Source organism: Kitasatospora sp. A2-31, assembly GCF_022288725.1.
Classification (GTDB): domain Bacteria; phylum Actinomycetota; class Actinomycetes; order Streptomycetales; family Streptomycetaceae; genus Kitasatospora.
On sequence record NZ_JAKNTA010000004.1, the window covers coordinates 497,458 to 523,528 of the forward strand.

Here is a 26,071-nt window from a genome sequence, read left to right on the forward strand (position 1 = left end):
TCCCCCCTGTCGATGTCTGTCTCGGTGCGCCGAAGTGCGCTCGGTGCGAGTGCGGACCGGCCGAGCCTAACCCGAGCGGCCCCGGCCCCGCCGGGAAGGGCGGGAACCGGGGCGGAGGCGGGGACGGGGAGCCGGGGTGGCGGCCGGGAACCGAGCCCGGGTACCGCGGCCGGGACTACTCGAAGGCCGCGGCGGCCTCCCGGAGCGCCCGGGCGACCGTCTCCGGGTCGTACGGCGCCGGCTCGCCGGGGAGGTAGGTGACCGCCCGGAGGCCACCGGTGTACCGGAAGGAGCGGTGGCGCCGGTGGACCGGCCAGGAGACCGGGGACTTGCGGTCGACGCCGACGCTGATGCCCTGGAAGGGCGCCATGCCGATCAGCTGGTGGACCGGACCCAGCCGGCCGCCCTCGGTGCCGTCCACCAGGAGCCGGAACTCCCACTTGAGGTCCGCCACCGCCGTCGCCTCCAGGGTGATCCGGTGGGCGCCGGGGGCGAGCGGGCCGCCGTCGGCCTCCAGCAGCTCGCCGTACTGGTTGTAGGCGAACCGGAGCCGGCCGTCCTCGACGTAGAGGCTGTAGCCGCCGCCCTGGTCGCCGTGCGAGACCAGCACGCCCTGGTCGGTGGCCCCGTGGGCGTCGAGTTCCACCTCGACGGCGAAGGAGCGGAAGGAGATCAGCCGGGACGAGCGGTACCGCTCCAGCTCGGGGGTGCCGGGGAGGAGGGTGACGGGGCGGCGCAGCCGCTCGGCCTCGGGGCCGCGCAGGGCGAGGGCGCCGCTGCCGTCGGCGAGCGGGAAGACGCCGTTGCGCCACGCGGCGGCCTCCCAGGCCGCGGACAGCTCCTTGACGAGGTCGGGGTGGTCGGAGCTGACGTCGTGGATCTCGGTCGGGTCGGTGCGCAGGTCGTACAGGGCCCACTCGGCGTCGTCGTACGGGGCGCCGAAGCGGTGCAGGGTGACGAGCTTCCAGCCGTCGCGGTAGTAGCTGCGGTTGCCGGTCATCTCGCAGTACTGCTCGGTGTGGGTCGAGGCAGCGCCGGGGGAGCGGAGGACGGGGGCGAAGCTGACGCCGTCGAGCGACTGGACCGGCTGGCCCTCGCCCGGGCCGCGGTGCAGCGGCCTTTCCACACCTGCGAGTTCGAGCAGGGTGGGGAGGACGTCGGTGACGTACTGGTACTGCGTCCGCACCCCCGGGTCGTCCTCGGCGCGGGGCAGGCCGGCGGGCCAGGAGAGCACGAACGGCACCCGGACGCCGCCCGCGTAGGTCTGGCCCTTGTAGAAGCGGAACGGCGTGTTGGAGGCCATGCCCCAGCCGCGCGGGTAGTGGACCAGGGACTGCGGGCCGCCGATGAGTTCGATCTCCCGTGCCACGTCGGGGTTCCAGTCGGCGGGCAGGGCGGGGTGGTGGACGAAGCGGCTGAAGTAGCTGCGGGTGCCCTCGGAGCCGCCCTCGCCGGTGCCGCCGTTGTCGGAGGTGAACACGATGATGGTGTTGTCGAGTTCGCCGAGCGCCGCGAGGGTGTCGGTGAGCCGGCCGAGGTTCTGGTCGACGTTGTCGACCATCGCCGCGTACACCTCCATGTAGCGGGCGTACAACTTCCGCTGCACCTCGTCGAGTTCGTCCCACGGTCCGACGTCGTAACCGAGTTCTCCGTTGCGCTCGGGCAGTTCGGTGCCGGGCGGGAAGTGACCGGCGGCCAGCTGGCGGGCGAACCGGGCGGTGCGCAGCTCGTCCCAGCCGCCGTCGTAGCGGCCCCGGTGGCGGGCGATGTCCTCGGGCTTGGCCTGGAGCGGGCCGTGCACGGCGTTGTGCGCGAGGTAGAGGAAGAAGGGCTTGTCGGCGTCGTGGGCGCGCAGCGACTTGACCATGGCGATGGCCTGGTCGGTGATGTCGTCGGCGTAGTAGTAGTCGTCGGGGAACTCGTCGATGTCCAGGGGGCTGTTGTCGCGGACGAGTTGGTGCGGGTGGAAGAGGCTGGTGAGGCCCTCCAGGACGCCGTAGTACTGGTCGAAGCCTTTCTGCAGCGGCCAGTTGGCCCGGTTGTCGGCCGCGTTGGAGGCGGAGTCGCGGGTGAGGTGCCACTTGCCGACGGCGTAGGTGGCGTAGCCGGCGTCGTGCAGCAGTTCGGCGAGGGTCGGGATGTCGCCGGCCACCTCCATGCCGTAGCCGGGGAACCCGGGGTCGGCGTTGGCGACGAAGGAGTAGCCGACCCGGTGCGGGTTGAGGCCGGTGAGCAGGGCCGCGCGGGCGGGGGAGCAGAGCGGCATGGTGTGGTAGTTGGCCAGCTTGACGCCGGTCGCCGCGATCCGGTCCAGGGTGGGCGTCGGGATCTCCGAGCCGAACGGGCCGATGTCGCTGTAGCCCATGTCGTCGATCAGCACGACGATGATGTTGGGGGCGCCTTCGCGGGGGCGGACCCGGGCCGTCCAGGCGGGTGTCGAGGCGCCGAAGGTGCGGCCGACGGTGCCGGGGAAGCCTTCGTAGGGGTCGCGCCGGTGGGGGTCGCGCTCGTGCGGGCCGTGCTCCTGCGGGTCGTGGGCCGCGGGCGTGGTGCTCATCGGGTGCTCCGGAGGGTCGGGAGGAGGGTGGTCTTCGACGCCGGCGCGGCCTGCTGCGGCAGGCCGGCCGCCGGACGCGGGACGGTGTCCAATCCGGGTATGGCGGCGAGGAGTTCGGCGGTGTAGGGGTGCTCGGGTGCGGTGACGACCCGGTCCGCCGGGCCGGTCTCGACGATCCGGCCGCGGTGCATGACGGCGATCCGGTGGCTCACCTGCCGGACCACCGCGAGGTCGTGCGCGATGAAGAGGACGGCGAGTCCGAGCTCGCGCTGGAGCCGGGCGAGCAGTTCGATCACCTGGGCCTGGACCGAGACGTCCAGCGCGGAGACCGGCTCGTCGCAGATCAGCACGCTCGGCCCGGGTGCCAGCGCCCGGGCGATGCCGATGCGTTGGCGTTGCCCGCCGGAGAAGGAGCGCGGGTGCCGGTCGGCCCAGGAGGGATCCAGCCCGACCTGCTCCAGCAGCTCGGCGACCCGGCGCTCACGGGCCGCGCGGTCGCCGAGGCCGTGCGCTATCAGCGGCTCGGCGATGATCTGTCCGGCGGTGAGCCGCGGGTTGAGCGAGGCGTACGGGTCCTGGAAGACCATCTGGATCTCACGCCGGGCCGCCCGCTCGGAGCCGCCCCGCGCGCGGCCGCGCCGCACCCCGAACTCCTCGCCCCGGAAGCGGATGGAGCCGGCCGAGGGCGCGTGCACCCGGACGAGTGCGCGGGCCAGGGTGGACTTGCCCGAGCCGGACTCGCCGACCAGTCCGAGCGTTTCGCCCGGGTGGAGCTCCAGGTCCACGCCGGCGAGCGCCGTGACCGGCCGCCGCCGCGGCCCGTACGTCTTCCGCAGCCCGCGGACGGTGAGCAGCGGCTCCTCGCCCGGGGTGCTGTTGGCCGCCGCCCCGGAGGGCGCGTCCAGCCGCGGTACGGCCGCCAGCAGCTGCTTGGTGTAGGGGTGTCGGGGCGCGGCGAGGACGTCGGCGGTCTCGCCGTGCTCGACCACCCGGCCACTGCGCATCACGAGCATCCGGCGGCAGGTCCGGGCGATCACGCCGAGGTCGTGGCTGATCACCACGAGCGCCGTGCCGGTCTCGCGGTTGATCCGGGTGAGCAGGCCCAGGATCTGCTGCTGGACCGTCGGGTCCAGTGCCGTGGTGGGCTCGTCGGCGACCAGCACCCGGGCGTCGTGGGCGAGCGCCAGCGCGATCATGATCCGCTGGCGTTGGCCGCCGGAGAACTGGTGCGGGTGGTCGCGCAGCCGCCCGGAGGCGTCCGGGATGCCGACCAGGTCGAGCAGCTCGGCCGCGCGGGCGGCCCGTGCGGCCCTGGGGGCGTCACCGTGGGCCCGTAGTGCTTCGTCGAGCTGCCGGCCGATGGTGAGGACGGGGTTGAGCGAGGACATCGGGTCCTGGAAGACCATGGCGATCCGGCGGCCGCGCAGACCGCGCAGGGCAGGTTCGGGCAGGGAGGCGAGGTCCTGGCCGTCCAGCTCGACCGAGCCGCCGGTGATCCGCCCGCCGGCCGGCAGCATCCGCAGCAGGGCCAGCGCGGTGGTGGACTTCCCGGAACCGGACTCACCGACCAGCCCGAGGGTGTCCCCGGAGGCCAGTTCGAACCCGATGCCGTCGACGGCGCGGGTGCCGGCGAACTCCACGGTGAGGTCGTGGACCTGGAGGACTGGGCGGTGGCTCATCGGCGGATCCCCCGGTTCAGGGCCTCGGCGATCAGGGTGAAGCCGAGCACCAGCGCGGTGGTCGCGGCCAGCGGTGCGGCCGCGAAGGAGGGATTGGTGGAGAGGTAGGCGACCGACTGGCTGAGGATGGAGCCCAGGGTGGGCTCCGGGGGCCGGACGCCCAAGCCGAGGAAGCTCATCGCGCCCTCGATGAAGACGCCGACGGAGAGGGCGACGGCGGTCTGCACGATCAGCGGGTCGGCGGCGTTGGGGACGACGTGGCGCAGCAGCACCCGCAGCCGGGAGGCGCCGCCGACACGTGCGGCCAACGCGTACTCGCGCTCCCGCTGGACCAGGATGCCGGCCCGCAACTGGCGGCCGAAGCCCGGTATCTCGGCGAGGGCGATGACGATCAGCACCGGCCAGCGGCCCGGTCCGAGGACGGCCGTGACGGCCAGCGCCAGGATGATCCCGGGGAAGGCGAGGAGCAGGTCGAAGAGCCGCTGCACTCCGAGGTCGGCCCACCGGGACGAGGCGGCGAGCAGCGCGAAGGAGCAGCCGAGCAGCGCGCCGACCGGTACGGCGGTGAAGGTGATCGCGAGGTCGGTGGCGATGCCGTGCAGGACCCGGCTGAACAGGTCTCGGCCCATGTCGTCGGTACCGAAGGGGTGTTCGGCGCTGGGGCCGGCGAGGGCGAGCGGCCCCTGGGCGTTCGGGTCGAGGTCGGTGAGCAGCGGGGCGAGCAGGCCGGCCAGGGCGAGGGTGCCGACCAGGGCCACGCCGGTCAGGCCGCGGCCGGTGCGCAGGCCGGCCAGGTAGCGGTTGCGGCGCCGGAGGCCGGCGGCGGGCGCTCGGTCGGCGGTGATGGCGGTCATCGGTTCACTCCCACCGGATCCGGGGGTCCAGCCACGCGTACACCAGGTCGGTGAGCAGCTGGACGGCGACGTAGACGGCGACGATGAGCAGCAGGAGGTCCTGGACGACCGGGTAGTCCCGGCGGACCACGCCCTGCTCGATCAGCTGGCCCAGTCCCGGCCAGGCGAAGATGCGCTCCACCAGGACGGCGCCGGCGATCAGTTGGCCGACCTGGAGGCCGAGCACGGTCACCGCGGACGGCAGCGCGTTGGGCAGTGCGTGCTGCCAGACGATCCGCCGGCGGGAGACGCCGAGGGCGGTCGCGGTGCGGACGTAGTCCTCGGCGAGGGCCCGCTCGATCCCGTCCTTGAGGTAGCGGGCGAGCACGGCGGCGCTCGGCAGGGCGAGGCAGACGGCGGGCAACAGGAGGTACTGGACGGCCAGGTCGGGCTGGTCGAGCAGTGACTCGTGGCCGCCGGCCGGCAGCAGGCCGAGGGTGACCGCGAAGACCAGCACCAGCAGGACGCCGGTGACGAACGGGGGCACCGCGAGGACGGCCGTGGTGAAGGCGTTCACGGCGGCGGAGACCGGCCGGCGCCGGGTGGTGGCCCCGGCCACGCCGAGCGGCAGCGCGATCAGGACCACCAGCAGCAGGGCGCCGAGGGTGAGTTGGACGGTGGCGCCGAGGCCGTTGCCGATCAGGTCGGCGACCTGGCCGCCGATCGCGTAGCTGGGCCCGAGGTCCCCGCTCGCGAGGTGGCCGAGCCAGCCGGCGTACTGGGTGAGCAGCGGCTGGTCGAGGCCGAGCCGGGCGCGGACGGCCGCGACGGCCTCCGGTCCGGCGTCGGGGCCGGCCAGCGACGTGGCCGGGTCGCCCGGGATCAGCCGCAGGATGAGGAAGACCAGGAAGGAGGCCAGGGCGAGGACGAGCAGCCCGGAGGGCAGGCGTTTGAACAGGAAGGTGCGCATCGGTCAGGCCGTCAGGTAGGCGTCGTCGAGGTTGAGGTAGCTGAACTTGTTGAGGTCGGTGCCGCGCACCCTGGCACCGGCGACCTCGACCAGGCCGGCGACGGCGAGGTCGATCACGAACTCCTCGTCCAGCAGGATGTCGGTGATCTGCTGGTAGAGCGCCTTGGCCTCGGGGCTGTCGCTGTCCGGTCGCTTCCACGCCTGCTGGACGACGTCGGTGTAGGCGGGGGAGGAGAAGCGCGAGCTGTTCCTGGCCTCGTTGAACGGGTAGGCGCTGACCGCGAGGGTGGCGGGGTGGAGCTGGGCGAAACCGTGGCTGAGCGTCCAGAGGGCCGGCATGCTCTGCGCGATGAGCTGCTTCTGCATGGTCGGCGAGTCGGTGGGCTGGAGCACGGTCCCGATGCCGACCTGCTGGAGGTCGTACTGCAGGATCTGGGCTATCGCGGTGGAGCCGGGGTCGTTGGAGTGGGCGAACGGGAGGGTGACGGTGCCCAGACCCGCCTCCTTGAGCAGGGCGCGCGCCCGGTCGGGGTCGTGGTGGTAGCGGGCGGCGTTCGCCTCGCTGTACGCGGGCGAGGACTTCGGCCAGGGCGCCGCCGAGACCGTGCCGTACCCGCCGAGCGCCTGCTGCACCAGCCGGTCGCGGTCGACGGCCCAGGCGATGGCCTGCCGCACCCGCTTGTCGCCGACGTGCTCGGCGGTGAGGTTGACGCCGATGTAGTAGGCGCCGGATCCGGTGTCGTACTGCTTGATCCGGAACTGCGGGTCGCTCCTGAGGGTGGCGACGTCCTTGCCCCGGACCCGGTAGGAGAGGTGGGTCTGGCCGGTCCTGAGCGAGGAGAGCAGCGACTCGGCCTGCGGGATGATCCGGATCTCGACGCCGTCCAGGTAGGGGCGGCCGGGGTTCCAGTACTTCTCGTTGCGGGCGAAGGTGAGCGAGCTGCCGGGCTTGCGGTCGGTCAGGGTGAACGGGCCGGTGCCGATCAGCCCGGTCCCGGCGACGGCGTCCTCGACGCTGGCCGAATCCGGGATGATCATGAACTCGAAGAGGTCGAAGAGGTTGCTGACCGGGTGGGCGAGGACGAGCGTCAGCTCGAAGTCGCCGTTCTTGCGGAAGTCGGTGACGGCGGCCGCGGTGGAGCGGAGCTGGGCCGAACGGGCCGGGTTCTGCAGGTTCTTGACGGCGAAGACGACGTCGTCCGCGGTGAACCTGCGGCCGCTGTGGAAGGTGACGTCCTCGCGCAGCTTGAGGGTGACGGTGGTGCCGTCCGCGCCGAGCTGCCAGGAGGTGGCCAGCTCGGGCTGCGGCCGAAGCCGGTCGTCGTATCTGGTCAGGGTGTTGAAGACCAGGCGCTGGACCAGGGTGTTGGCGCTCTGGGCGAAGAGCAGGCCGGGCGTGAAGTCGACGTCGGTGCCCACCGTGAGGACGCCGCCCCGGCGCGGGCCCGCCGAGCCGCTCGCGGCGGAGGTGGCGGTGCCCGCCGCCGAGCGGCAGGCCGCCAGCGCCAGCAGGCCGGCACCGGCGAGGCTCCCGCGCAGCAGGGTGCGGCGGGAGGGGCCGGACACGGAGGGGGTGGTGAACGCGGTCATGGCGGGTCCTTCGGGAGGGGGGCGGTTCGGGTCGGCGGGCGGGGACGGCCGCGGTCGGCTGCGCGGTGGTCGGGGTGACGGGCGGCGCGGAGGTCGGCGGTCAGAGTGGCCGGGCGTGCGCTGCGAGGGCGAGGGTGGCGGTGGCGCCGGCCGGGACCGGCGCCGCGGCCGTGGCCTGGAGCGGCCTGGCGTACAGGGCGCCCAGGGCGGCGGCGCCGGCCGCCACGGCGAGCGCGTCCGCGCCGCGCCGCTGGGCCACCAGCAGGTCGGCGTCGCGGCGCAGGTGCGAGCGGAGGGCGAACTCGGTGCGGACCACGTCGAGGTAGGCCGGGTCGAGCACCGCGAAGGTCTCGGTGAGCACCAGCAGGTCCGGATTGACCACGTCCGCGAGCAGCGCGAGTGCGCGCCCGACGATCGCGGCCCGGCGGCGGACCAGCCGGTCGGCCCGTGGATCCCCGGCCCGCACCGCGGCGATCAGCTCGGCGCGGTCGGCACGGGGGGTGATCCCGGCGGCGGCCGCCGCCTCGAACAGCGTGGTGTCCGAGGCGGCGACCGCGAGACAGCCGACGCGTCCGCAGTGGCAGAGCGCGTCGCTGTCCGGCACCGGCAGGTGGGCGACGTCCCCGGTGGCCGACGCGGGACCGAGGTGGACCACGCCGGCCACCGCCAGTGCCGCGTCCACCACGTGGCCCACGAAGAGCTGGACCATGCTGCGGCGCGCGGCCGGATGGCCGAAGAGGATCTCGGCCTGGGTGAGCGCCCGGGCGTGGTTGTCCACCTGGACCGGCAGCCCGCAGGCCCGGCCCAGCAGCTCGCCGAGCGGCACGTCCCGCCACTCCAGCGGATCGTGGCGGACCACGAGGCCGAGGTCCGGGTCCACCGTGCCGCCGCTGACCGCGCCGAGGCCGACCACGGTGCGGCCGCCCGGCACGGCGGCCAGCAGCCGGGGCAGCCGCTCCAGCAGTGACCGGAGGAGGGTGTTCCCCTTGCGGCCGCGATTGCTCGACTCCTGCCGGTGGAGCACGTTTCCGCGCAGGTCCAGCAGCGCGAAGGTGGTGTACGGCACCCCGATGTGCAGTCCGGCCACGGCCAGCCGGCGGGTGTCGACGTCGACCGGGAGCTGCGGGCGGCCGACCGCACCCGCCCCGGTCCCGGTCAACTCCGGCCGCTCGTGGAGGAGTCCGAGCCGGCTGAGGTCGACCACCTGCCGGGACACCGCCGAGGCGCTGAGCCCGGTGAGCGCGGCGACCCGGCTGCGGGCGATCGGCCCGTGGTCGAGCACGGTCCGCAACACGGCGGCGGCGTTGACGTCCCGACGGTCGTCCCCGATCCGCAGGGTGTGACGGGGCAGCGGATCCGGCATCGGGACCTCTCGGAGGACGGGACGGGACGGGGCGGGGCGGGAGCGGGACGAGGGCGGGACGGACGGCACGGCCGTGGCAGCGGGCCGTCGGACTCATTCCGCCCGGTCGGCCTCCAGCTCCTCGGCCGGGACCAGCCCGGCCACCCGCGGCGGCTCGGTCGGCTCCAGCAGACGGCTCGGGGTGCCGTCCACGCCGACCGGCAGGTCGCCGTCCAGGGTGATCCGGCGGACCAGGCGCGGCTCGTCGCCGTAGTCGTTGACGGCGTAGTGCTGGGTCGCCCGGTTGTCCCAGATCGCGACGTCGCCGACCTGCCACTCCCAGCGCACGGTGTTCTCCAGGCGCTCGACGTAGCGCTGGAACAGCTCGATCAGGGCGCGGCTGTCGGCACCGGACACACCCTGGATGCGCTGGGCGAAAGCGCCGAGCAGCAGGGTCTTCTCGCCGGTGACCGGGTGGACCCGGACCACCGGGTGCTCGGTCTTGAACGCGGTGGAGACGAAGACCTGGCGGAACAGCTCGGCGATCTCGGGGTTGTCGGCCAGCTCCGGGCGCAGGGCCAGGCTGGCGGCGTAGTCGTAGTCGTTGGTGTGGACGGCGCGCAGGCTCTCGGCGAGCACCTTCAGCGGCTCCGGCAGGTCCTGGTAGGCGGCGACGGTGTTGGCCCAGACGGTGGAGCCGCCGGCCGGCGGGAGTTCGAGCGAGCGGAGGATGGACGCCTTCGGGTAGGACGGTACGAAGGTGACGTCGGTGTGCCAGTTGTTGGCGCGCACGCCCTTGGTGGCGTCCAGTTCGAAGATGTAGCGGCCGTCGGCGCTGGGCACGGTCGGGTGGCCGACCGGCTGCCCCAGCAGCCGGGCGAACGCCTCGTGCTCGGCGTCGTCGAGGTGCTGCTGGCCGCGGAAGAACAGCACCTTGTGCTCGTAGAGCGCGGCCTCGACGGCGGCGACGGTCTCGGCCGGCAGGTCGCCGCCGAGGCGGAGGTCGTGCACGACGGCGCCGATCCGGCCGGCGGCGGGGGTGAGGCGGAGCTCGGTGAGGGGGGCGGTGGTCATGGTGGTTCCTCGGCTTTCGTCGGAGAGCAGGGCGAACGGGCTGACGTCGGACCGCGATGGTGCGTGCGGCAGGACGGCGTGCCGCCGTACGGCACGGATGCGCGCCGTACGGTGCGGTGACGCGGTACGGGGAGCGGTTACGGGGACACGGTGGGAGCGGCCGAACGCATCACGGGTGAACGGGGTCACGGCCGGTGGCGGTGCGGGCCGGGCGCGCGGCGCCGGACGTTCCGGGCGTGACGCAGCACGCCCGAGGAGCGAACGGTCGGGGACGCGTGCTCAGCCGGAACACGGACGGGAGCGGGCGTTCAGCGACAACAGCGGCTGCGGCCGTGACCGCAGCACGGGCGGGGAGAGGCAGGGCGGTGGCCCCGGAGAACAGCGGTGGTCATCGGCCCTCCTTCCGGCGTGCTGCGAGTGGGCTCGGCGCTCATCGTGCTGAAGTCCGGGGCCTGCTGTCAATCGCCGTTCTGCCTGCTGGGCAAGGGTGTTGCGGCGCTGTGTCGCACCGTTGCGGCCGGTGGCCGGGCGATGACGGGCGTGTGTCGAGGCGGCATTCGACCTCGTTGCGGGACCGGCGGGGTTAGTAACTCTCGGAGCGGAAGAAACCGCGTTCCCCCCGCCGGGCGGCGCCGGCCGCTCGTCGGCGTGGAAGTTCCGGTCCCACTCGGCGGACGGGCACGGGGGCGGGCCCGACGCCGCCGTGCCCCTCCGTCACCGCGCCCCGGTCCGCCGGACGCCCGCTCTCCGGTGCCCGGTTCACCGCGGCCGGCTCGGCAGCACGGCTCGAGCCGGATTCGAGGGCGGCCGGGGAGACTCGGCCGACCGAGGATCGGCGGTGTGTCGGGCGGCGCGGGTGCGGCCGGGATGGGTGGGCGGCGATGAGGTGGTACTGGACGGGCTGGTTCGAGCAGCTGATCCCGGGGCTGAGCGCGCTCGCCTACGGGTGGGGCTACGGGATCTGCCCACCCGCGGACGCCGACCCGGCCTCGGCCGCCCACTCGCCCGCCCGGCCCCGCGCGCTGCCCCGCGCCCATCCGGAGCGCCCCGCCGGGCACATCCCCCTGACTCCCGCGGAGCGTGAGCTCTGGTCCCAACTCGCGGATGTGGGACGGTAGTCCCGGGCGTCCGACCCGGGCGTCCGGATCAGGCTGCGGAGCGCCGGCCGGAGGCGACGGCCGTGACGGCGGGTCGGTCGGGGCCCGGCGCGAGGATCAGGCTGCGGAGCGCCGGCCGGAGGCCCGAGGCCGGCTCACCGGCCGAGGAGGCGGGCGAAGTCGAGGCCGAGGGTGCCGAGGACGGGGAGGGCACCGAGGTCGGTGATGCCGCCGACGGGGATGCTGTAGCCCTGGTTCACCTCGCGGGGCTGGGCGGAGGCGGGGGTCGCGCTGCCGGTGAGCGCGGTGGCGGCGAGCAGGCTGCTGGTCAGGGCGGTGGTCAGGACGGTGACGGCGGTGCGGAGCGCGGTGCGCACGGGGCCTCCTGGGGGCGCGGATCTGGCGAGCTGACAACGCTCGACCCTGCTCCGCGGTCACGTATCGTCCCGCTTTCGGACGCGTTCGTAAAGCATCTTGCCTTGTGTTCATGACAACACATCAAAGGTCTGGACCTCACTCCGGAGACCGGCGTAGCGTCCCTCCGGAGCGAACCGGACGTGCTCGAACTCCGCACCGTGGTGGGTGACTTGACCTCCCGCGCGGCGCGGCGGTCCGGGCTCCGGTCCGCCCGTGCTCGGTCATGCCGTCCGTCTAACGAACCGGAGGGAACCATGCGAGTCGCCACGAACCTCAGGATCCTGGCCGGCGCGCCGCTCGCGGCCGCCGCACTGATCGCCCTGACCGCGGGCTCGGCGAGCGCCGCGATCCCGATCAACAAGCCGATGAGCGGGAAGGCGACGTACTACAACGACGCCGGCTTCGGCGCCTGCGGCACCCAGATCAACGCCGCCAACCAGATGCTGGTGGCCGTCCCGCACGCCTGGTGGACCGCCGCCAACCCCAACAACGACCCGCTCTGCAAGGGCATTTCGGTGAAGGTCACGTACCAGGGCAAGACCGTCACGGTGCCCGTGAAGGACAAGTGTCCGTCCTGTGACTCCACTCACATCGACCTGAGCCAGCCCGCCTTCGCCCGGCTCGCCCCGCTCGGCAAGGGCGTGATCACCGGACTCACCTGGCAGTTCGTCAAGACCGGACTGGCCGGCCAGAGCATCCCGCTGTCCGAGCCGGTCGAGGGCGCGACGATCGGCTAGCCGGCACCCGGACACCCGGGGAGCCGGACAGCCGGAGAGCCGGGAGCAGGCGCCCCGAACGCCTGGACGCGGACGTCCGGGCCACTCCCGGCCCCGGAACCGCCGCCCGCCGCCCGCCACCCCCGTGCGGGCGGCGGGCGGCACCCCCCGGCGGGCGGCACCCCGCGGCGGTTCACGCCACCGTCGCCCGCAGGCCCTCCCGGTGGTCGGCGTGGACCGCGGTCCAGCCCAGCTCGCGCTCCGCCTTCGCGCCGGAGACCCGCATGCTGGTGTCCAGCATCATGGTGCCGAGGTAGGGCACCGCCAGCCGCAGCATGCGGCCCGGGACGCGCAGCGGGCGGCGGCCCCGGGCGGCGGCCGTCGCGGCGGCGAGCTCGCCCCACGTCGACGGCCGGCCGTCCACGATGTTGTACGCCTCACCGCCGCGGCCGCGCTCCAGGGCCGCCACGGTGGCGTCCGCCGCGTCGGCCACGTGCACCCACGACGTCAGGCCGCCCCCGCTCCGGGGGACCGGCATCGGCATCGGTCGCGTGGCGGGCGCCGGGTCGAACCAGGTGCCGGGCCCGTAGAACACGCCGAACCGCAGCGCGATGCCGTCCAGCCCCTCGGCGGCGAAGACCTGCTCCTCGGCCGACCGCAGCCCGTCGACCACGACGTCGCCGAGATTGCCGAGCCGGACGCCGAAGGGGTCGGCCTCGGTGAGCATCCGGGCGCCGTGGTCGGTGTAGCCGTAGCCGAAGACCAGCGACTGGGTCACGAACCGGTGGGCCCCGAGCACGCGGGCGGCGGCCAGCAGGTTCGCCGTGCCCTCGATCCGCAGCCGGGTGCTGGGCTCGGTCTCGTCGACGGTGCGCCGGGGTTTCTTCAGCGCGGTGAGCTGGTGCACGACGGCGTCGGCGCGCAGCCCGCGGACGGCGGCGAGCAACCCGTCGCGGTCCATCGCGTCCGCGCGGACCGGCCGGGCACCGAGACCGGCGACGACGCGCTCGGCCTCCGCACTGCGGGCCAGCCCGAGCACCTCGTGGCCGGCGGCGATCAGCAGGCGGGTCAGGGGTCGGCCGATCGCGCCGGTGGCGCCGGCAAGCAGGACGATCATGGTGCACACTCCCGGGTCGGAATCCGTGGCTACGCAGGTCGGACGAGGTGGCCCGCCGTGGTGTGACAACCGGAGGCTGTGAGCCGCGCCACGCCTTCGGCGCACCCCACCTCGCGGTGCGCCCCGCGGTCCGGACCCGGAGCCGGACCCGGACCTGCTTCCGCACCCCGCACCGGAACCGGAGTCGCCCGAACCGCACCGACGGCCCCTCGACGCCTGACACTCTGCACGGGACGGGCGGCGGAACCTGGCAGCGTGCGGGTGGTTCCCGGGTGAGGCGCGGCGTAGCGTCCGGGGAGATCACCGAGCGAAGGCAGGTTCCCGTGGACCGCAGCGGCGAAGCGTCCCCGGCCGTCAACGGCGGCGTCTCCTTCTGGTACGCGAAGGGCGGGCTGCCGGAGCCCGGGCCCGCGCTGCCGGGCGACGCCGACGCCGACGTCTGCATCGTCGGCGGCGGCTACACCGGCCTCTGGACGGCGTACTACCTGAAGAAGGCCGACCCCGGGCTGCGCGTCACGGTGCTGGAGCAGCGCTTCTGCGGCTACGGCGCGTCCGGGCGCAACGGGGGGTGGCTGTACAACGGATTCGCCGGCCGGTCCGCGTTCGCCCGCCGCTACGGGCCGGAGCGCGCCGCCGCGATGCAGCGCGAGATGGACCGCTCGGTGGGCGAGGTGGCCGACACGGCCGCCGCCGAGGGCATCGAGGCGGACGTCGTGCGCGGCGGTGTCCTGGAGGTCGCCCGGACGCCGGCCCAGCTGGCCAGGCTGCGGGCGTTCGCCGAGGCCGAGGCCGCCTACGGCGCCGACCGCGTCCACGTGCTCTCGGCGGCCGAGACGGCCGGCCGGATCCGGATCGCGGGCGCGCTCGGCGGCACCTGGAGCCCGTACGGCGCGCGGATCCAGCCGGCCGGGCTGGCCCGCGGGCTGGCCCGGGTGGTGGCCGGGCTCGGGGTGCGGATCCACGAGCGGACCGCCGTCACCGGGATCCACCCGGCCGGGCCGGGCGCCCGCGCCCGGGCCGTCACCCCGCACGGCACGGTCACCGCCGACGTGGTGCTGCGCGCCACCGAGGGCTTCACCGCCGCCCTGCGGGGGGAGCGGCGCACCTGGCTGCCGATGAACTCGGCGATGATCGCCACCGAGCCGCTGCCGGCGTCGTTCTGGGCCTCGGCCGGCTGGGAGGGCCGCGAGGTCCTGGGCGACTTCGCGCACGCCTACATGTACGCGCAGCGCACCGCCGACGACCGGATCGCCCTCGGCGGGCGCGGCGTCCCCTACCGCTTCGGCTCGCGCACCGACGCGGACGGCACCACCCAGCCGGCCACCGTCCGCCAGCTCCGGGCGATCCTGGACAGCTTCTTCCCCGGTGCCGCCGGGGCCCGGATCGACCACGCCTGGGCGGGTGTGCTCGGGGTGCCCCGGGACTGGTGCGCCACGGTGGAGTTCGACCGCCGCACCGGCCTCGGCTGGGCCGGCGGCTACGTGGGCAGCGGCGTCACCACGGCGAACCTGGCCGGTCGCACCCTGCGTGACCTGGTGCTCGGCCGGGACACCGCGTTGACCGGGCTGCCCTGGGTCGGTCACACCGTGCGCCGCTGGGAGCCGGAGCCGTTCCGCTGGCTGGGCGTCCACGCCCTCTACGCCGCGTACCACGGCGCGGACCGGCAGGAGGCCACCGGGCGCGGCACCACCTCGCCGCTCGCCCGGCTCGCCGACGCCGTCGCCGGGCGGCACTGAGTCTGCGAGGAGGACGCGCCGGCCGTTCGGCGGAGGGACCGACCCCTCCGGAACGGCCGGCGCGTCCGCATGCCGGCGTGTCCGCGGCCGCCCCCGTCGTGCCCCCGCCACGGGCGTCGAACAGCTGACCCGTCGTCACGCGGAGTGACCGGCCGGGGAGGCGCGCGGTGCGCATTCGGCTGATGCGGCAGATTTTATGCCCCGCCAAACTACTCCAATGGTGGGCAGTTTTCCGTAGGCCATCGCAAACCTGTCGCGTGCTGCCCCGGCTGGGATAGCGTCTTTTCCGCCGGGGGGTGCGCGAACCGTGGCCGAACCGCCCCGGTGGATTCGAACGCATATGACCACGCCGTATCTGATTCGGGAGATAACCGTGCGCAATTGCCTTTCGGAAATCCGGTCGAGTGCCGTCGACGAGCTGCGGCTCGCGGTGGACTCGCTCGCGTCGTTCCCGGCCCGCGGCGGGGCCGACGGGGCCGACGTCGCCGTGCCCGAGCGCCTGGCCGCCGTGGCCGAGCTGTGCCGGGCGGTCGACGGGGTGCTCGACAGCCTGGTGGTGCAGGCCGCCGCCGAGGCCGCCGAGGAGGGCTGGACGGCCGCCCGGATGGCGTCCGAACACGCCGTCTACTACGCCCGGTTGCAGCGGGCGCTGCTGCCCGCCGGCGCCGGCGGCCAGGGCGACGCCGGGCTGAAGAAGCGATGAGCCCGGCGCACCCCCACGCACACGTCCTGTCCTGCCCGACCCGGTGGAGCGACGTCGACGAGAACGGGCACATCAACAACGCCCGGCTGGTCTCCTACGTCCAGGAGGGCATCTACGACCTCTTCTGCCACCACCGGACCGCCGTGCAGGAATCCCTATTCCCGTCCGGATTCCTGATCGCACGGCACGAGATCGATTACCTTGAGCAGTTGCACCACCACCCCGACCCATTGCTGGTGCGGCTGACCGTGGAGCGGCTCGGGCGGAGTTCCGCACATGTCGTGGTGAATGTCTGCCGCGATCCCCGCACATATATGCGGGCGCGCACCGTCGTGGTCGCCCGGGACCGCGAATCCGGCCGTTCCCGCAAACTCAGCCCGAGCGAGCGGCGGTTTCTCTCGGCATTCCTGCCGGGCGAGCGCCAGGCCGACTCGCCGCCCACGGCCGAGCCGCCCGCCGGCCCGCCGCAGTGGCTGTCGGTGAAGGCCGCGCGCGCCGGCGGCCCGGTCGTTCCGGCGGTCGCGGCGCAGCGTCGGCGCCGCCGCTGCCGCGCCTCGACCCGCTGACCGCGCCGGTGGGCCGGTCCGGCCGACCGCGCCGGGGCGACGGAGCCCCGCGCCGCGGCCCGGGCGGTGCCCCGCGGGGCGCGCGGACGCCGTGAGCCCGTGCGGCCGGTGAGGCCGGCCGTAGGCGAGGCCGGGCCGCGGGCGAGGTCAGGCCGAACGGCCCCCTGAAGGTCCGCACCCGAGCAACGGCGCTCAGGTGCGGACCCGAAGCCGGCCCGGCCCGCCGTGGCCACGGGGGTGGGGGCGGACATCCGCCCCCGGTCCCGGCTGCGCCCCCGCAGGCGCAGCCGGGCACCGGTCAGGGCTGCTCGTCGCCCACCGCCCTGGGGACCGGCGCGGGAGCCGGAGCGGGAGCCGGGAAGGCGTGCGCGGCCTCCCGCCGGACCACCGGACGCCGATCGCCAACACGGCGCCCGCCCCGTGACGGCAGCACCACGACCGGGGCACCCGGCCTCACGGCCTCACGGCCTCAGCCGGCCGCCGGCGTCAGGCGCAGCGTGACCAGCTCGAACGGCCGCAGCGCCAGCGACACGCCGTCACCGTCCGCCACCACCTCGCCGCGGGTGCCCTCCCAGGGGCGTTCCAGCAGGTCGCAGGGCACCGCCGCGGCGAGCGGGAAGGAGGTGGCGAGCCGGCCCCGGGCGCGGCCGCCGTGGGCCTCGTAGAGGCGGACGACGAGGTCGCCGCTGCCGTCGTCGGCCAGCTTGACGGCGCTGACCACCAGGGCGTCGAGGTCCGGCTCCACCAGCGGCGGGACCGCCCCCGCCGAGCCGGTCACCCGCCGCTCCGGCAGGCTGATCCGGTAGCCCTCGCGGACCGCGTCGGCGATCCCGGCGCCGGGCACCAGGGCGTGCCGGAACCGGTGCAGGCCCTGGTCGGTGCGCGGGTCGGGAAAGCGGGGTGCACGCAGCAGCGAGAACCGGACCGTGGTGGTGGTGCCGCCGTCGGTGTCGCGCACCGTGCGGGTGACGTCGTGGCCGTAGGTGGAGGCGGTGACCAGCGCCACGCCCCAGTCGGGCTCCTCCAGGTGGACGAAGCGGTGGTTGCAGGCCTCGAACTTGGCCGCCTCCCAGCTGGTGTTGGTGTGGGTCGGCCGGTGGAGGTGGCCGAACTGGGTCTCGGCGGCGTAGCGCTCGGTGTGCAGGTCGAGCGGGAAGGCCGCCTTGAGGAACTTCTCGGTCTCGTGCCAGTCCACCTCGGTGTCGATGTCCAGCCGCCGCTCGCCCGCTCGCAGGGTCAGCGTCTGGACCGCGGTGGACGAGCCGAAGGAGCGGGCCACCCGTACCGAGACGGCCTCGTCCGACGCGTGGACCACCGCGACCTCGTCGGCCCCGGTCAGGTCGGTGACGGTGTTGCGGTAGAACTGGTCCACGTCCCAGGCGTCCCACATGTTGGGGAAGTCCGGGTGCAACTGGAGCAGGTTGGCGCGGGTTCCGGGGGCGACGGCCTCCCGGCCGTTCGCGGTGTCCAGCACCGAGGTCACCAGGCCGTCGGCGTCCACGGTGACCGAGAGCAGGCCGTTGGCGAGCACGAACCCGCCCTCGCAGCGGGCCGCCACCGTGCAGCCGGAGCCGGGAACGGTGGCGGTCGGCGCCGCGGCCCCGCCGGCGGGCACCGAGGAACGGGCGTGCGGCGCCGCGTTGAAGACCAGCTCGCGCCCGCCGGCCGCGTCCCCGGCCAGCGCCCGCTGGGCCCGGGCGATCAGGGCCTCCAGCTCCGCGGCCAGTCCCGCGTAGGTGGCCTCCGCCTCGCGGTGCACCCAGGCGATGGACGAGCCGGGCAGGATGTCGTGGAACTGGTGCAGCAGGACCGTCTTCCAGATCCGGTCCAACTCCTGGTGCGGGTAGGGCAGTCCGCAGCGCAGCGCGGCGGTGGCGGACCACAGTTCGGCCTCCCGCAGCAGGTTCTCGCTGCGCCGGTTGCCCTGCTTGGTCCTGGCCTGACTGGTCAGGGTGGCCCGGTGCAGCTCCAGGTAGAGCTCGCCGACCCAGACCGGCGGGTGCGCGTACTCGGCCTCGGCCTTCTCGAAGAAGGCGGCCGGGCGCTCCCAGCGCACCGTGGCGGAGCCCTCCAGGTCCCGCAGCCGGGCCGCCTTGGCGACCATCTCGCGGGTGGTGCCTCCGCCGCCGTCGCCCCAGCCGGTCGGGGCGATCGAGTGCCGGGCCGCGCCCTTGTCCTTGAAGTTCCGGGCGGCGTGGGCGATCTCGCTGCCCTTCATGGAGCAGTTGTAGGTGTCGACGGGCGGGAAGTGGGTGAAGATCCGCGTCCCGTCGATGCCCTCCCAGAGGAAGGTGTGGTGCGGGAACCTGTTGACCTGGCTCCACGAGATCTTCTGGGTCAGCAGCCACCTGGAGCCCGCGTGACGGATGATCTGCGGCAGCCCGCCGGTGAAGCCGAAGGTGTCGGGCAGCCACACGTCCTGGTTCTCGACCCCGAACTCCTCCAGGAAGAACCTCTTGCCGTGGACGAACTGGCGGGCCATCGCCTCCGCGGAGGGCATGTTGGTGTCGGACTCCACCCACATGCCGCCGGCCGGCACGAACCGGCCGTCGGCGACGGCCTTCTTGACCCGCGCGTACACCTCGGGACGGTGCTCCTTGATCCAGGCGTACTGCTGCGCCTGGGACATGGTGTAGACGAACTCGGGCTCGTCCTCCAGCAGCGCGGTCATGTTGGCGGTGGTCCGGGCCACCTTGCGGACGGTCTCGCGCAGCGGCCAGAGCCATGCCGAGTCGATGTGGGCGTGGCCGACCGCGCTGATCCGGTGCGCCGAAGGCGCGGCCGGCGCGGCCAGTACCCCGGTTAGCTGCGCACGGGCTTCCGCGGCAGTGCCGTTGACGTCCTGGAGGTCGATCGCGTCCAGCGCCCGCTCGACGGCGCGCAGCACCTCCCAGCGGCGGGCGCCGTCGGCCGGCAGCTCGGCCATCAGCTCGCCGAGCACCTCCAGGTCCATGACGAGCTGCCACACCGTCTCGTCGAAGACCGCGAGGTCCATCCGCTCCAGCCGGTACTGGGGCTCGCTCCCGGCGGTCTCCCGGTCGCCCAACTCGGTCGGCAGGAAGGGGTGGTAGTCCAGGATGACCGGGTTGGAGGCGGCCTCGACGTGCAGCAGCACCTGCTCCCCGCCGGCCGCCGGGGCGGCGATCCGGACCCACTGGTTCCGCGGATTGAGGCCCTTCACCGGGGTGCCGTCGGGCCGGTAGACCAGGCCCTCGCACTGGAAGCCGGGCATGTTGGCGTCGAAGCCGAGGTCGATCAGCGCCTCCACGGTCCGCCCGGCCCACGCGTCGGGCACGGTGCCGGTGACGGTAAGCCAACTGGTGCCCCACGGCGCGCCCCAGAGGTCGCCGACGGCGATCGGGGTGCGCGGCGCGGCCAGGCCCTCGGCGACCGGCACGGGCTCACCGGGCGCCGTCCAGATCGAGACCTCCAGCGGGACGGACTCGGGGTGGACGGCCGGACGGATGCGCTCGTCCAGGACGCGCTTGAGGCGGGATTCGACCAGGCTGCGGTCATCGTGCATGTCAGCGGGCTCCGTTGCGTTACCGAAGGGGTGGATCACAGGGAGGGTCGGACGTCGTCAGCGTACGTCGTCGGGGTGGACGGTCTCGGTGATGCCGCGGGCGGCCAGGTGGGCGGCGTCGCCGGCGCGTTCGGCCAGGACGGCGGTGGGCCGGGCGCCGTCCGCGGCGAGGCGCATGAACGCCTCGAAGACCGGCCCGCCGGGGCCGCAGACCGACCGCTTGGGCGCGGTGACCGCGTCTCCGGTGGCGACCACCACGGCGGTCGCGCGCGGCTGCGGCGGGCGCGGCGCGGCACGCGCGGCGCGGACCGCCTCGGCGAGCCGGGCGCCGGTCGGCTTGACCCGGCGGTCGGTGGTGAGCAGGCCGAGGCCGTACTCCAGCTCGGGGAAGTCGGCCAGTGAGCGGTCCACGTCGTGCGAGCACCACCAGGTGACGCCCCAGACGTCCGGGCAGTCCAGGACGGCCGCGAGCGTGTCGCCGGTGAACCGGGCGGCGTCCTCGGCGGGGACGTGCGGGGCCGGAGCGCCGACCTCCTGGAGCCAGACCGGGCGGTGGGGGTCGTCCGCCCAGGCCTTGGCGAGCTCGACCAGGTAGGCGGCGTGCTGTGCGGTGGCGGTGGAACGGGCGCCGTAGCGCTGCGCGGTGCCGTTGAACACCCAGGAGTGCACCGCGGTCGCGGCGCCGATCCGGGCCGAGTGCCAGGGCGTGAACGGGTGCTCGTCCAGGTACCAGGCGGCGTCGTAGGAGGCGTGCAGGTGGAGCCGGCCGGGTGCGCCCCGCTCGCAGGCGTCGAGCATCCGGCGCAGCCAGGCGTCGACCTGCTCGGGCGTGGCCCGGTCCGGATCGGGGTGCGGCTCGCCGGAGAACTGGTTGACCTCGTTGCCGACCGTCATGCCGAGGAAGTTGCCGCGGCCGTCCAGCGCCGCCGCGAGGGTGTGCAGGTAGGCGGCCTGGCCGGCCACGACGTCGGGGTCGGTGAACATGTTCCGCCGGTGCCAGGTCCGCGTCCACGAGGGCTGGAAGTCGAAGCTGGACAGGTGGCCCTGGAGTCCGTCGACGGCGACGTCCAGCCCGCGCTCGCCGGCGGCGTCCACCAGGGCCGCGAGCTGTTCGACGGCGCGCCGGCGGATCAGCGTGCGGTTGGGCTGGAACACCGGCCAGAGCGGGAAGACCCGGACGTGGTCCACACCGAGGCCGGCGATCGAGTCGAGGTCGGCGCGGACGGTGTCGAGGTCGAAGTCGAGCCAGTGGTGGAACCACCCGGCGGTGGGGGTGTAGTTGACGCCGAAGCGCGGGCCGGCGGCCGGCGGGCGGGCGGGGGCGACGGTCATGCGGCGGTGGCCTCCTCGGTCGGAGCGGCCGTCGCGGTCGCGGCGGCGGGGCGGGCGGGACCGGCGGGGCGAGGGGTCCGGGGGCGGGGTCCGGCGGTCGTCACCCCTTGACGGCCCCCTCCTCCACGCCCTTGAAGAAGAAGCGCTGGCAGACGGCGAACACCAGTACGATCGGCAGGAAGGCGATCATGGTGCCGGCGGCGATCAGTCGCGGATTGGCGGAGAAGGTGCCGTTGAGGTACTGGAGACCGACGGTGAGGGTGTACTTCTGCGGGTCGTTGAGCACGATCAGCGGCCAGAGGAAGTCGTCCCAGGCGCCGATGAAGGTGAAGATGACGATCACGCTGAGCATGCCGCGCACGTTCGGCAGGCCGACGTGCCAGAGCCGCTGCCAGACGTTCGCGCCGTCCACCAGGGCGGCCTGGTCGAGCTCCGGCGGGACGGCCGCGAAGGCGGTCCGCATCAGCAGCACGTTGAGCATCGCGAGCGCGCCGGGCAGTGCGACGCCGACCAGCGAGTCGGCCAGGCCGAGGCTGCGCACCGTCACGTACTGGGAGACGATGGTGGCCTCGCCGGGCAGGATCAGGGTGGCCAGGAAGAGGCCGAAGACCAACCGGGCTCCGCGGAAACGCAGTTCGGCGAGGGCGTAGCCGGCCAGGGTGCAGCCGACCACGTTGCCGAGGACGGCGATCGCGGCCACGACCAGCGAGTTGGCGGCGTAGGTCCAGACCGGGATCGTGTCGGCGACCTTCGCGTAGTTGGCGAGGGTCGGGCTCTGCGGGAGGAAGTGCGGGGTCGCGGTGTAGACGTCCTCGTCCGCGCTCTTCAGCGAGGTGGAGAGCTGCCAGAGGAAGGGCCCGATCACCAGGAGCAGGACGGCGAGCAGGAGCAGGTAGCGCAGCGCGGTCCGGGCGGGGCCGGCGGAGGCGAAGGTCCGGGACCGGCGGCGGGGCGGCGCGGGGGCCCGGTCGGGCGCGGTGGTCCGCGGCGGGGCGGCGGTCGGGGTCACGGGTCAGGCCGCCTTCCGGTTCAGGCGTGTCAGCAGCAGCATCGGACCGAGGGTGAGGAGGAACAGCAGCAGGCTCAGCGCGGAGGCGTAGCCGAGGTGGCCGGTGAAGCCGCGGCTGTACATCTGGATCAGCATCACCACCGACGTGTCCCGGCCGCCGGGGCCGCCGGTGCCGTTGGAGAGCACGTACAGCTCGGAGAAGACGCGCAGCGAGGAGACCGAGATCAGCACCGAGACCAGCACCATGGTGGGCCGTACCCCGGGCAGGGTGACGTGCCAGAACCGGCGGACAGCGCCCGCACCGTCCACTGCGGCGGCCTCGTGCAGGTCGCGGCCGACGTTGGCCAGCGCCGAGAGGTAGATCACCATGTAGTAGCCGAGCCCCTTCCACGTGGTCAGGGCGACGGCGCTGAGCAGCAGCAGCCAGCGGTCGGTGAGGAACGAGACCGGGGAGTCGGTGAGGCCGCTCTGCCGGAGCACCCCGTTGACCAGGCCGCGGTCGTCCAGTGCCCAGCCCCAGATCAGCGCGACCACGACGGCGGAGGCGACGACGGGGGTGTAGAAGGCGGTGCGGAAGAAGGTGATCCCGGGGAGCTTGCGCTGGACCAGCAGGGCCAGCAGCAGCGGCAGCAGGGTCAGCAGGGGCAGGCAGACCAGCAGGTAGACGACGGAGTTGAGGAGGGCGTCGGCCAGTTGGTCGTCGTCGAGGATGCGCCGGTAGTTGGCCAGGCCGGTGAACCGCCCGCCGCCCAGGGGCCTGGCGCTGGTGAAGGAGAGGATCACCGTGTTGACGGCCGGCCAGAGGTTGAAGACGGCCAGCCAGAGGAGCGCGGGCCCGGCCAGCAGCCAGGGGGTGAACCATCGCCGGTGGGTCATGCCGTGCCTTCCTGGGGGTGGTGCGGGTCGTTCCGGGCGGGCGGCGGCCCGGGGGCCACGGGCGTGCCGCCGCGCCACCGGGTACGGGGCCGGTGCCGTCAGCCCTTGAGCAGCTGGTTGCACCGCTCGACGGCGGTGTCCAGGGCCTGCTTCGAGCTGGTGTCGCCGCTGATCGCCAGGGCGATCTGCTGCTTGATGACGGTGCTCATCGCGTCGTCGACCTGGACCGGCTGGAGGATCTTCGCCCTGGCCAGCGAGGTGAACGCGACCACCTTGGCGTCGCCGGCGTTGCTGCCGTCGCCCTTGCTGAAGAAGGGATCGTTCGCGGACGCCTTGGTGGACGGGAAGATGCTGGTCAGGTGGGCGAACGCGGCCTGGTTCTCCGGGCTCGTGACCCAGCGGGCCAGGGCCACCGCGGCGGCCGGGTTCCTGCTGCTCTTCGGGACGGACAGGCCCTGCACGTAGAGCGGCGGGGTGCCCATCGCGGGGGAGGCGACGATCTTGGGTGCGAGGGTCGGGTTGTCGGTGCCGACGCCGGTGATGAAGTTGGCACCGCCGGTGGTCCAGGCCGCCGTACCGGCGTTGAAGAGCTTGGAGTTGCCGGCGTAGGTGTCGGTCAGGACGTCCTTCGGCAGCAGGCCCTCCTTGAACGCGGCCCGGTACTTGTCCAGCAGCGCGGCGGCCTCGGGGGTGTTGAACGTGAAGGACTTGCCGTCGTCGGCCATCACCTTGACCCCGGCGTCGACGAGGTCCCCGAGGCCGGGCTTGCGGCTCATCAGGTAGGTGTCGCCGCCGGCCTTCTCCTTGAACACCCTGGCCTGGGCGATCAGTTCGTCCAGGGTGGTGGGGAGCCTCTTCGGGTCCAGGCCGTTCCTGGTCAGCAGGTCCGCGTTCCAGTAGTTGACGTCGGTGTTCAGGTACCAGGGGTAGCCGAAGGTGCCGTCCTGGCCGGTGAAGCGGTAGGCGTCGACGCCGCCGGGCACGTACTCGTCGGCGAGCTTCGGGTCGGCCTTGCCGACGTCCAGCAGGAGGTTCTTCCTGGCCAGCGGGAGGGCGAAGTCCGGCGGGAGGTTGACCACGTCCGGGAGGGTGCCGGCGGCGGCCTGGCTGAGCACCTTGTCCGAGTAGCCCTCGCCGGGTTGGTCCAGCCACTCGACCTCGACGCCCGGGTACTTCCGCTCGAAGCCGTCGATCACGCCCTGGACGTAGTCGGTGAACTTCGGCTTCAGCGCCCAGGTCTGGAGCGAGACCTTGCCCTTCACCTCTCCGGTGGCGGCCGCGCTCGCCACGGTGTCGTCGCTCTCGGTGTCGGAGCTCAGTCCGCAGCCGGTGAGTGCGGTGGCGGTGATGGCCGCCGTCGTCAGTGCCGCCCAGATTCTTCGCATGAGGGTCTCCCGTCCAGGTGGGTGGGTGGGGGATGGATGGCGCGCGTTCCGGCACTGGTGGGTGCCGCTGGGATGCCGTGGTGGGAACTGCCGTCGGTGTCGGTTTCGCAGTCGGTTTCGCGGTCGGTCGCCGTGGGGTGGGGCCGGGTCGAGCCGTGGGGTCCGCCGTGCGTCGGGACATGGGGCCGCGCTGGGGGACGGTGGGTTCCCCCGGGCTTTCGCAACCTGCTGTACTAAACCGGTCTAGCTATGGCAGGGACTATGCTCCGGCCTAAACTTGGCTGTCAAGAGAGGAGTCGGGTTCTGTGGGCAGACCGACCATCGCCGACATCGCGCGCCGGGCCGGGGTCTCCAAGGGCGCGGTGTCCTTCGCGCTCAACGGACGCCCCGGGGTGAGCGAGGCGACCAGGGCCCGGATCCTGCGGGTCGCCGACGAGATGAACTGGCGGCCGCACAGCGCCGCCCGCGCCCTGGGGGGCGCCCGGGCCGACGCGGTCGGCCTGGTGATCGCCCGCCCCGCCCGCACCATCGGCGTCGAGCCGTTCTTCGGCCAGTTGCTCTCCGGCCTGCAGGCGGTGCTCTCCGCGCACTCCGTGGCGCTGCACCTGATGGTCGTCGAGGACACCGCCGCCGAGATCGAGGTCTACCGGAACTGGGCCTCCGAGCACCGGGTGGACGGCTTCATCGTGGTCGACCTGCAGGTCCGCGACCCGCGGCTGGAGGTGCTGGAGGAGCTCGCCCTGCCCGCCGTCGTCCTCGGCGGCCCCGGCCGGGGAGCCGGCGGCCCGCTGCGGATCTGGGCCGACGACCGGGAGGCGATGCTCTCGATCGTCGACTACCTGGCCGCGATCGGCCACCGCCGGATCGCCCACCTGGCCGGCCTGCCGCACTTCCAGCACACCCAGCGGCGGATCCGCGCGCTGCGCGACGCCTCCCGCCGGCTCGGCCTGGAGGAGGCGGTCTCGGTGCCGACCGACTTCAGCGACGCCGAGGGCGCCGCCGCCACCCGGACGCTGCTCTCCCGCCCCTGCCGGCCCACCGCGATCGTCTACGACAGCGACGTGATGGCCGTGGCCGGGCTGGGGGTGGCCGGGGAGATGGGCGTCGCGGTGCCGGGCGAGCTCTCCATCGTCTCGTTCGACGACTCGGTGCTCGCCCGGATCGTCCACCCCCCCTTGACCGCGCTCAGCCGGGACACCTTCGCGCTGGGCGAGCAGGTGGCCCGCAGCCTGCTGGCGGTGGTCGACGAGACCGGACGCGGGCGTGACCTGCAGATGCCGACGCCGAGGCTGACCGTGCGCGAGTCCACCTCCCCGCCGGCCGTCGGCTCACCCGTCCGGGCGGGCGTTACGCGCACCATTGACAGCCGGTCTGAACCGGTTTAGCCTCGCAGCGCCGAGCGGGCCCCGCCGTGCCCGCGGCTCGCCGGATCCCTGCGCCGGCACGGCACCGGCACCACTACCCAGCACCACGCACCGGCACACGCAACGGCACCACGCAACGGCACCACGCAACGGCACCATGCTCCGGAGCCCGTGTTCCGGAGCAC

Annotated in this window: 20 protein-coding genes; 6 read left to right on the forward strand and 14 right to left on the reverse strand. The window is 73.9% G+C overall.

Annotation, left to right across the window (positions count from 1 at the left end):
• Positions 1-175: 175 nt before the first annotated feature.
• From MCM47_RS14280 to MCM47_RS14310, 7 genes are all read right to left on the reverse strand, one after another.
• Positions 176-2,557 carry an arylsulfatase gene (locus MCM47_RS14280; protein ID WP_238861946.1) on the reverse strand — a complete coding sequence of 794 codons (2,382 nt, stop codon included), beginning with the start codon at positions 2,555-2,557 and terminating at the stop codon, positions 176-178.
• On the reverse strand, positions 2,554-4,236 hold the full coding sequence (locus MCM47_RS14285) for an ABC transporter ATP-binding protein (protein WP_238861947.1): 1,683 nt from the start codon (positions 4,234-4,236) through the stop codon (positions 2,554-2,556). Before MCM47_RS14285 ends, MCM47_RS14280 begins: the two co-directional genes overlap by 4 nt.
• Positions 4,233-5,090 (reverse strand): ABC transporter permease, encoded by an 858-nt coding sequence (locus MCM47_RS14290; protein ID WP_238861948.1) that lies wholly within the window; start codon positions 5,088-5,090, stop codon positions 4,233-4,235. The genes MCM47_RS14285 and MCM47_RS14290 overlap by 4 nt, the downstream gene beginning before the upstream one ends.
• 4 nt (positions 5,091-5,094) lie before the next feature.
• Positions 5,095-6,039 (reverse strand): ABC transporter permease, encoded by a 945-nt coding sequence (locus MCM47_RS14295; RefSeq protein ID WP_238861949.1) that lies wholly within the window; start codon positions 6,037-6,039, stop codon positions 5,095-5,097.
• A 3-nt stretch (positions 6,040-6,042) separates the two neighbouring features.
• Complete coding sequence (locus MCM47_RS14300; RefSeq protein WP_238861950.1) at positions 6,043-7,629, reverse strand: ABC transporter substrate-binding protein; 1,587 nt, start codon at positions 7,627-7,629, stop codon at positions 6,043-6,045.
• A 100-nt stretch (positions 7,630-7,729) separates the two neighbouring features.
• Positions 7,730-8,992 carry an ROK family protein gene (locus MCM47_RS14305; RefSeq protein ID WP_238861951.1) on the reverse strand — a complete coding sequence of 421 codons (1,263 nt, stop codon included), beginning with the start codon at positions 8,990-8,992 and terminating at the stop codon, positions 7,730-7,732.
• Positions 8,993-9,085: 93 nt separating this feature from the next.
• Positions 9,086-10,045 carry a TauD/TfdA family dioxygenase gene (locus MCM47_RS14310; protein ID WP_238861952.1) on the reverse strand — a complete coding sequence of 320 codons (960 nt, stop codon included), beginning with the start codon at positions 10,043-10,045 and terminating at the stop codon, positions 9,086-9,088.
• A gap of 881 nt (positions 10,046-10,926) precedes the next feature.
• On the opposite strand from MCM47_RS14310, the gene MCM47_RS14315 reads away from it, so the two are divergent.
• Entirely contained in the window at positions 10,927-11,163 is a 237-nt protein-coding gene (locus MCM47_RS14315) for a DUF6059 family protein (protein ID WP_238861953.1), read from the forward strand.
• Positions 11,164-11,297: 134 nt separating this feature from the next.
• On the opposite strand, the gene MCM47_RS14320 is transcribed toward MCM47_RS14315, so the two are convergent.
• Complete coding sequence (locus tag MCM47_RS14320; protein WP_238861954.1) at positions 11,298-11,519, reverse strand: hypothetical protein; 222 nt, start codon at positions 11,517-11,519, stop codon at positions 11,298-11,300.
• A 294-nt stretch (positions 11,520-11,813) separates the two neighbouring features.
• Here MCM47_RS14320 and MCM47_RS14325 point away from each other — a divergent pair, with 294 nt between their 5' ends.
• The gene (locus MCM47_RS14325; RefSeq protein WP_238861955.1) at positions 11,814-12,296 is read left to right on the forward strand and encodes a cysteine/serine endopeptidase inhibitor; all 483 of its coding nucleotides are present in this window, start codon (positions 11,814-11,816) and stop codon (positions 12,294-12,296) included.
• Between the two features lie 172 nt (positions 12,297-12,468).
• On the opposite strand, the gene MCM47_RS14330 is transcribed toward MCM47_RS14325, so the two are convergent.
• Positions 12,469-13,392 carry an NAD(P)-dependent oxidoreductase gene (locus MCM47_RS14330; RefSeq protein ID WP_238861956.1) on the reverse strand — a complete coding sequence of 308 codons (924 nt, stop codon included), beginning with the start codon at positions 13,390-13,392 and terminating at the stop codon, positions 12,469-12,471.
• Positions 13,393-13,715: 323 nt separating this feature from the next.
• Between MCM47_RS14330 and MCM47_RS14335 the strand changes: the two genes are divergently transcribed.
• The 3 genes from MCM47_RS14335 to MCM47_RS14345 all read left to right on the forward strand — a co-directional run bounded on the left by MCM47_RS14335 (position 13,716) and on the right by MCM47_RS14345 (position 16,397).
• A complete protein-coding gene (locus MCM47_RS14335; protein WP_238861957.1) occupies positions 13,716-15,128 on the forward strand; it encodes an FAD-binding oxidoreductase in 1,413 nt (470 codons plus the stop codon).
• Between the two features lie 373 nt (positions 15,129-15,501).
• On the forward strand, positions 15,502-15,831 hold the full coding sequence (locus MCM47_RS14340) for a hypothetical protein (RefSeq protein WP_238861958.1): 330 nt from the start codon (positions 15,502-15,504) through the stop codon (positions 15,829-15,831).
• Positions 15,828-16,397: a thioesterase family protein gene (locus tag MCM47_RS14345; RefSeq protein ID WP_238861959.1), complete on the forward strand. Its 570-nt coding sequence runs from the start codon at positions 15,828-15,830 to the stop codon at positions 16,395-16,397. The genes MCM47_RS14340 and MCM47_RS14345 overlap by 4 nt, the downstream gene beginning before the upstream one ends.
• Before the next feature lie 469 nt (positions 16,398-16,866).
• On the opposite strand, the gene MCM47_RS14350 is transcribed toward MCM47_RS14345, so the two are convergent.
• The 5 genes from MCM47_RS14350 to MCM47_RS14370 form a co-directional block, all read right to left on the reverse strand.
• Positions 16,867-19,920: a glycoside hydrolase family 38 C-terminal domain-containing protein gene (locus MCM47_RS14350; RefSeq protein WP_238861960.1), complete on the reverse strand. Its 3,054-nt coding sequence runs from the start codon at positions 19,918-19,920 to the stop codon at positions 16,867-16,869.
• A 57-nt stretch (positions 19,921-19,977) separates the two neighbouring features.
• On the reverse strand, positions 19,978-21,252 hold the full coding sequence (locus MCM47_RS14355; protein ID WP_238861961.1) for a glycosyl hydrolase: 1,275 nt from the start codon (positions 21,250-21,252) through the stop codon (positions 19,978-19,980).
• 100 nt (positions 21,253-21,352) lie between these two features.
• Positions 21,353-22,261 (reverse strand): carbohydrate ABC transporter permease, encoded by a 909-nt coding sequence (locus MCM47_RS14360; protein ID WP_238861962.1) that lies wholly within the window; start codon positions 22,259-22,261, stop codon positions 21,353-21,355.
• Positions 22,262-22,264: 3 nt separating this feature from the next.
• A complete protein-coding gene (locus MCM47_RS14365) occupies positions 22,265-23,137 on the reverse strand; it encodes a carbohydrate ABC transporter permease (protein WP_238861963.1) in 873 nt (290 codons plus the stop codon).
• 98 nt (positions 23,138-23,235) lie between these two features.
• A complete protein-coding gene (locus MCM47_RS14370; protein WP_238861964.1) occupies positions 23,236-24,522 on the reverse strand; it encodes an ABC transporter substrate-binding protein in 1,287 nt (428 codons plus the stop codon).
• Positions 24,523-24,827: 305 nt separating this feature from the next.
• On the opposite strand from MCM47_RS14370, the gene MCM47_RS14375 reads away from it, so the two are divergent.
• Positions 24,828-25,907, forward strand: coding sequence for a LacI family DNA-binding transcriptional regulator (locus tag MCM47_RS14375; RefSeq protein ID WP_238861965.1), 1,080 nt, complete (start codon positions 24,828-24,830; stop codon positions 25,905-25,907).
• Positions 25,908-26,071: the final 164 nt, after the last annotated feature.

What these genes read in the sequence shown, in the direction of transcription:
- MCM47_RS14280 (WP_238861946.1), bottom strand. Translation starts at nt 2,557, where the DNA reads ATGAGCACCACGCCCGCGGCCCACGACCCGCAGGAGCACGGCCCGCAC.
- MCM47_RS14285 (WP_238861947.1), bottom strand. Translation starts at nt 4,236, where the DNA reads ATGAGCCACCGCCCAGTCCTCCAGGTCCACGACCTCACCGTGGAGTTC.
- MCM47_RS14290 (WP_238861948.1), bottom strand. Translation starts at nt 5,090, where the DNA reads ATGACCGCCATCACCGCCGACCGAGCGCCCGCCGCCGGCCTCCGGCGC.
- MCM47_RS14295 (WP_238861949.1), bottom strand. Translation starts at nt 6,039, where the DNA reads ATGCGCACCTTCCTGTTCAAACGCCTGCCCTCCGGGCTGCTCGTCCTC.
- MCM47_RS14300 (WP_238861950.1), bottom strand. Translation starts at nt 7,629, where the DNA reads ATGACCGCGTTCACCACCCCCTCCGTGTCCGGCCCCTCCCGCCGCACC.
- MCM47_RS14305 (WP_238861951.1), bottom strand. Translation starts at nt 8,992, where the DNA reads ATGCCGGATCCGCTGCCCCGTCACACCCTGCGGATCGGGGACGACCGT.
- MCM47_RS14310 (WP_238861952.1), bottom strand. Translation starts at nt 10,045, where the DNA reads ATGACCACCGCCCCCCTCACCGAGCTCCGCCTCACCCCCGCCGCCGGC.
- MCM47_RS14315 (WP_238861953.1), top strand. Translation starts at nt 10,927, where the DNA reads ATGAGGTGGTACTGGACGGGCTGGTTCGAGCAGCTGATCCCGGGGCTG.
- MCM47_RS14325 (WP_238861955.1), top strand. Translation starts at nt 11,814, where the DNA reads ATGCGAGTCGCCACGAACCTCAGGATCCTGGCCGGCGCGCCGCTCGCG.
- MCM47_RS14330 (WP_238861956.1), bottom strand. Translation starts at nt 13,392, where the DNA reads ATGATCGTCCTGCTTGCCGGCGCCACCGGCGCGATCGGCCGACCCCTG.
- MCM47_RS14345 (WP_238861959.1), top strand. Translation starts at nt 15,828, where the DNA reads ATGAGCCCGGCGCACCCCCACGCACACGTCCTGTCCTGCCCGACCCGG.
- MCM47_RS14350 (WP_238861960.1), bottom strand. Translation starts at nt 19,920, where the DNA reads ATGCACGATGACCGCAGCCTGGTCGAATCCCGCCTCAAGCGCGTCCTG.
- MCM47_RS14355 (WP_238861961.1), bottom strand. Translation starts at nt 21,252, where the DNA reads ATGACCGTCGCCCCCGCCCGCCCGCCGGCCGCCGGCCCGCGCTTCGGC.
- MCM47_RS14365 (WP_238861963.1), bottom strand. Translation starts at nt 23,137, where the DNA reads ATGACCCACCGGCGATGGTTCACCCCCTGGCTGCTGGCCGGGCCCGCG.
- MCM47_RS14370 (WP_238861964.1), bottom strand. Translation starts at nt 24,522, where the DNA reads ATGCGAAGAATCTGGGCGGCACTGACGACGGCGGCCATCACCGCCACC.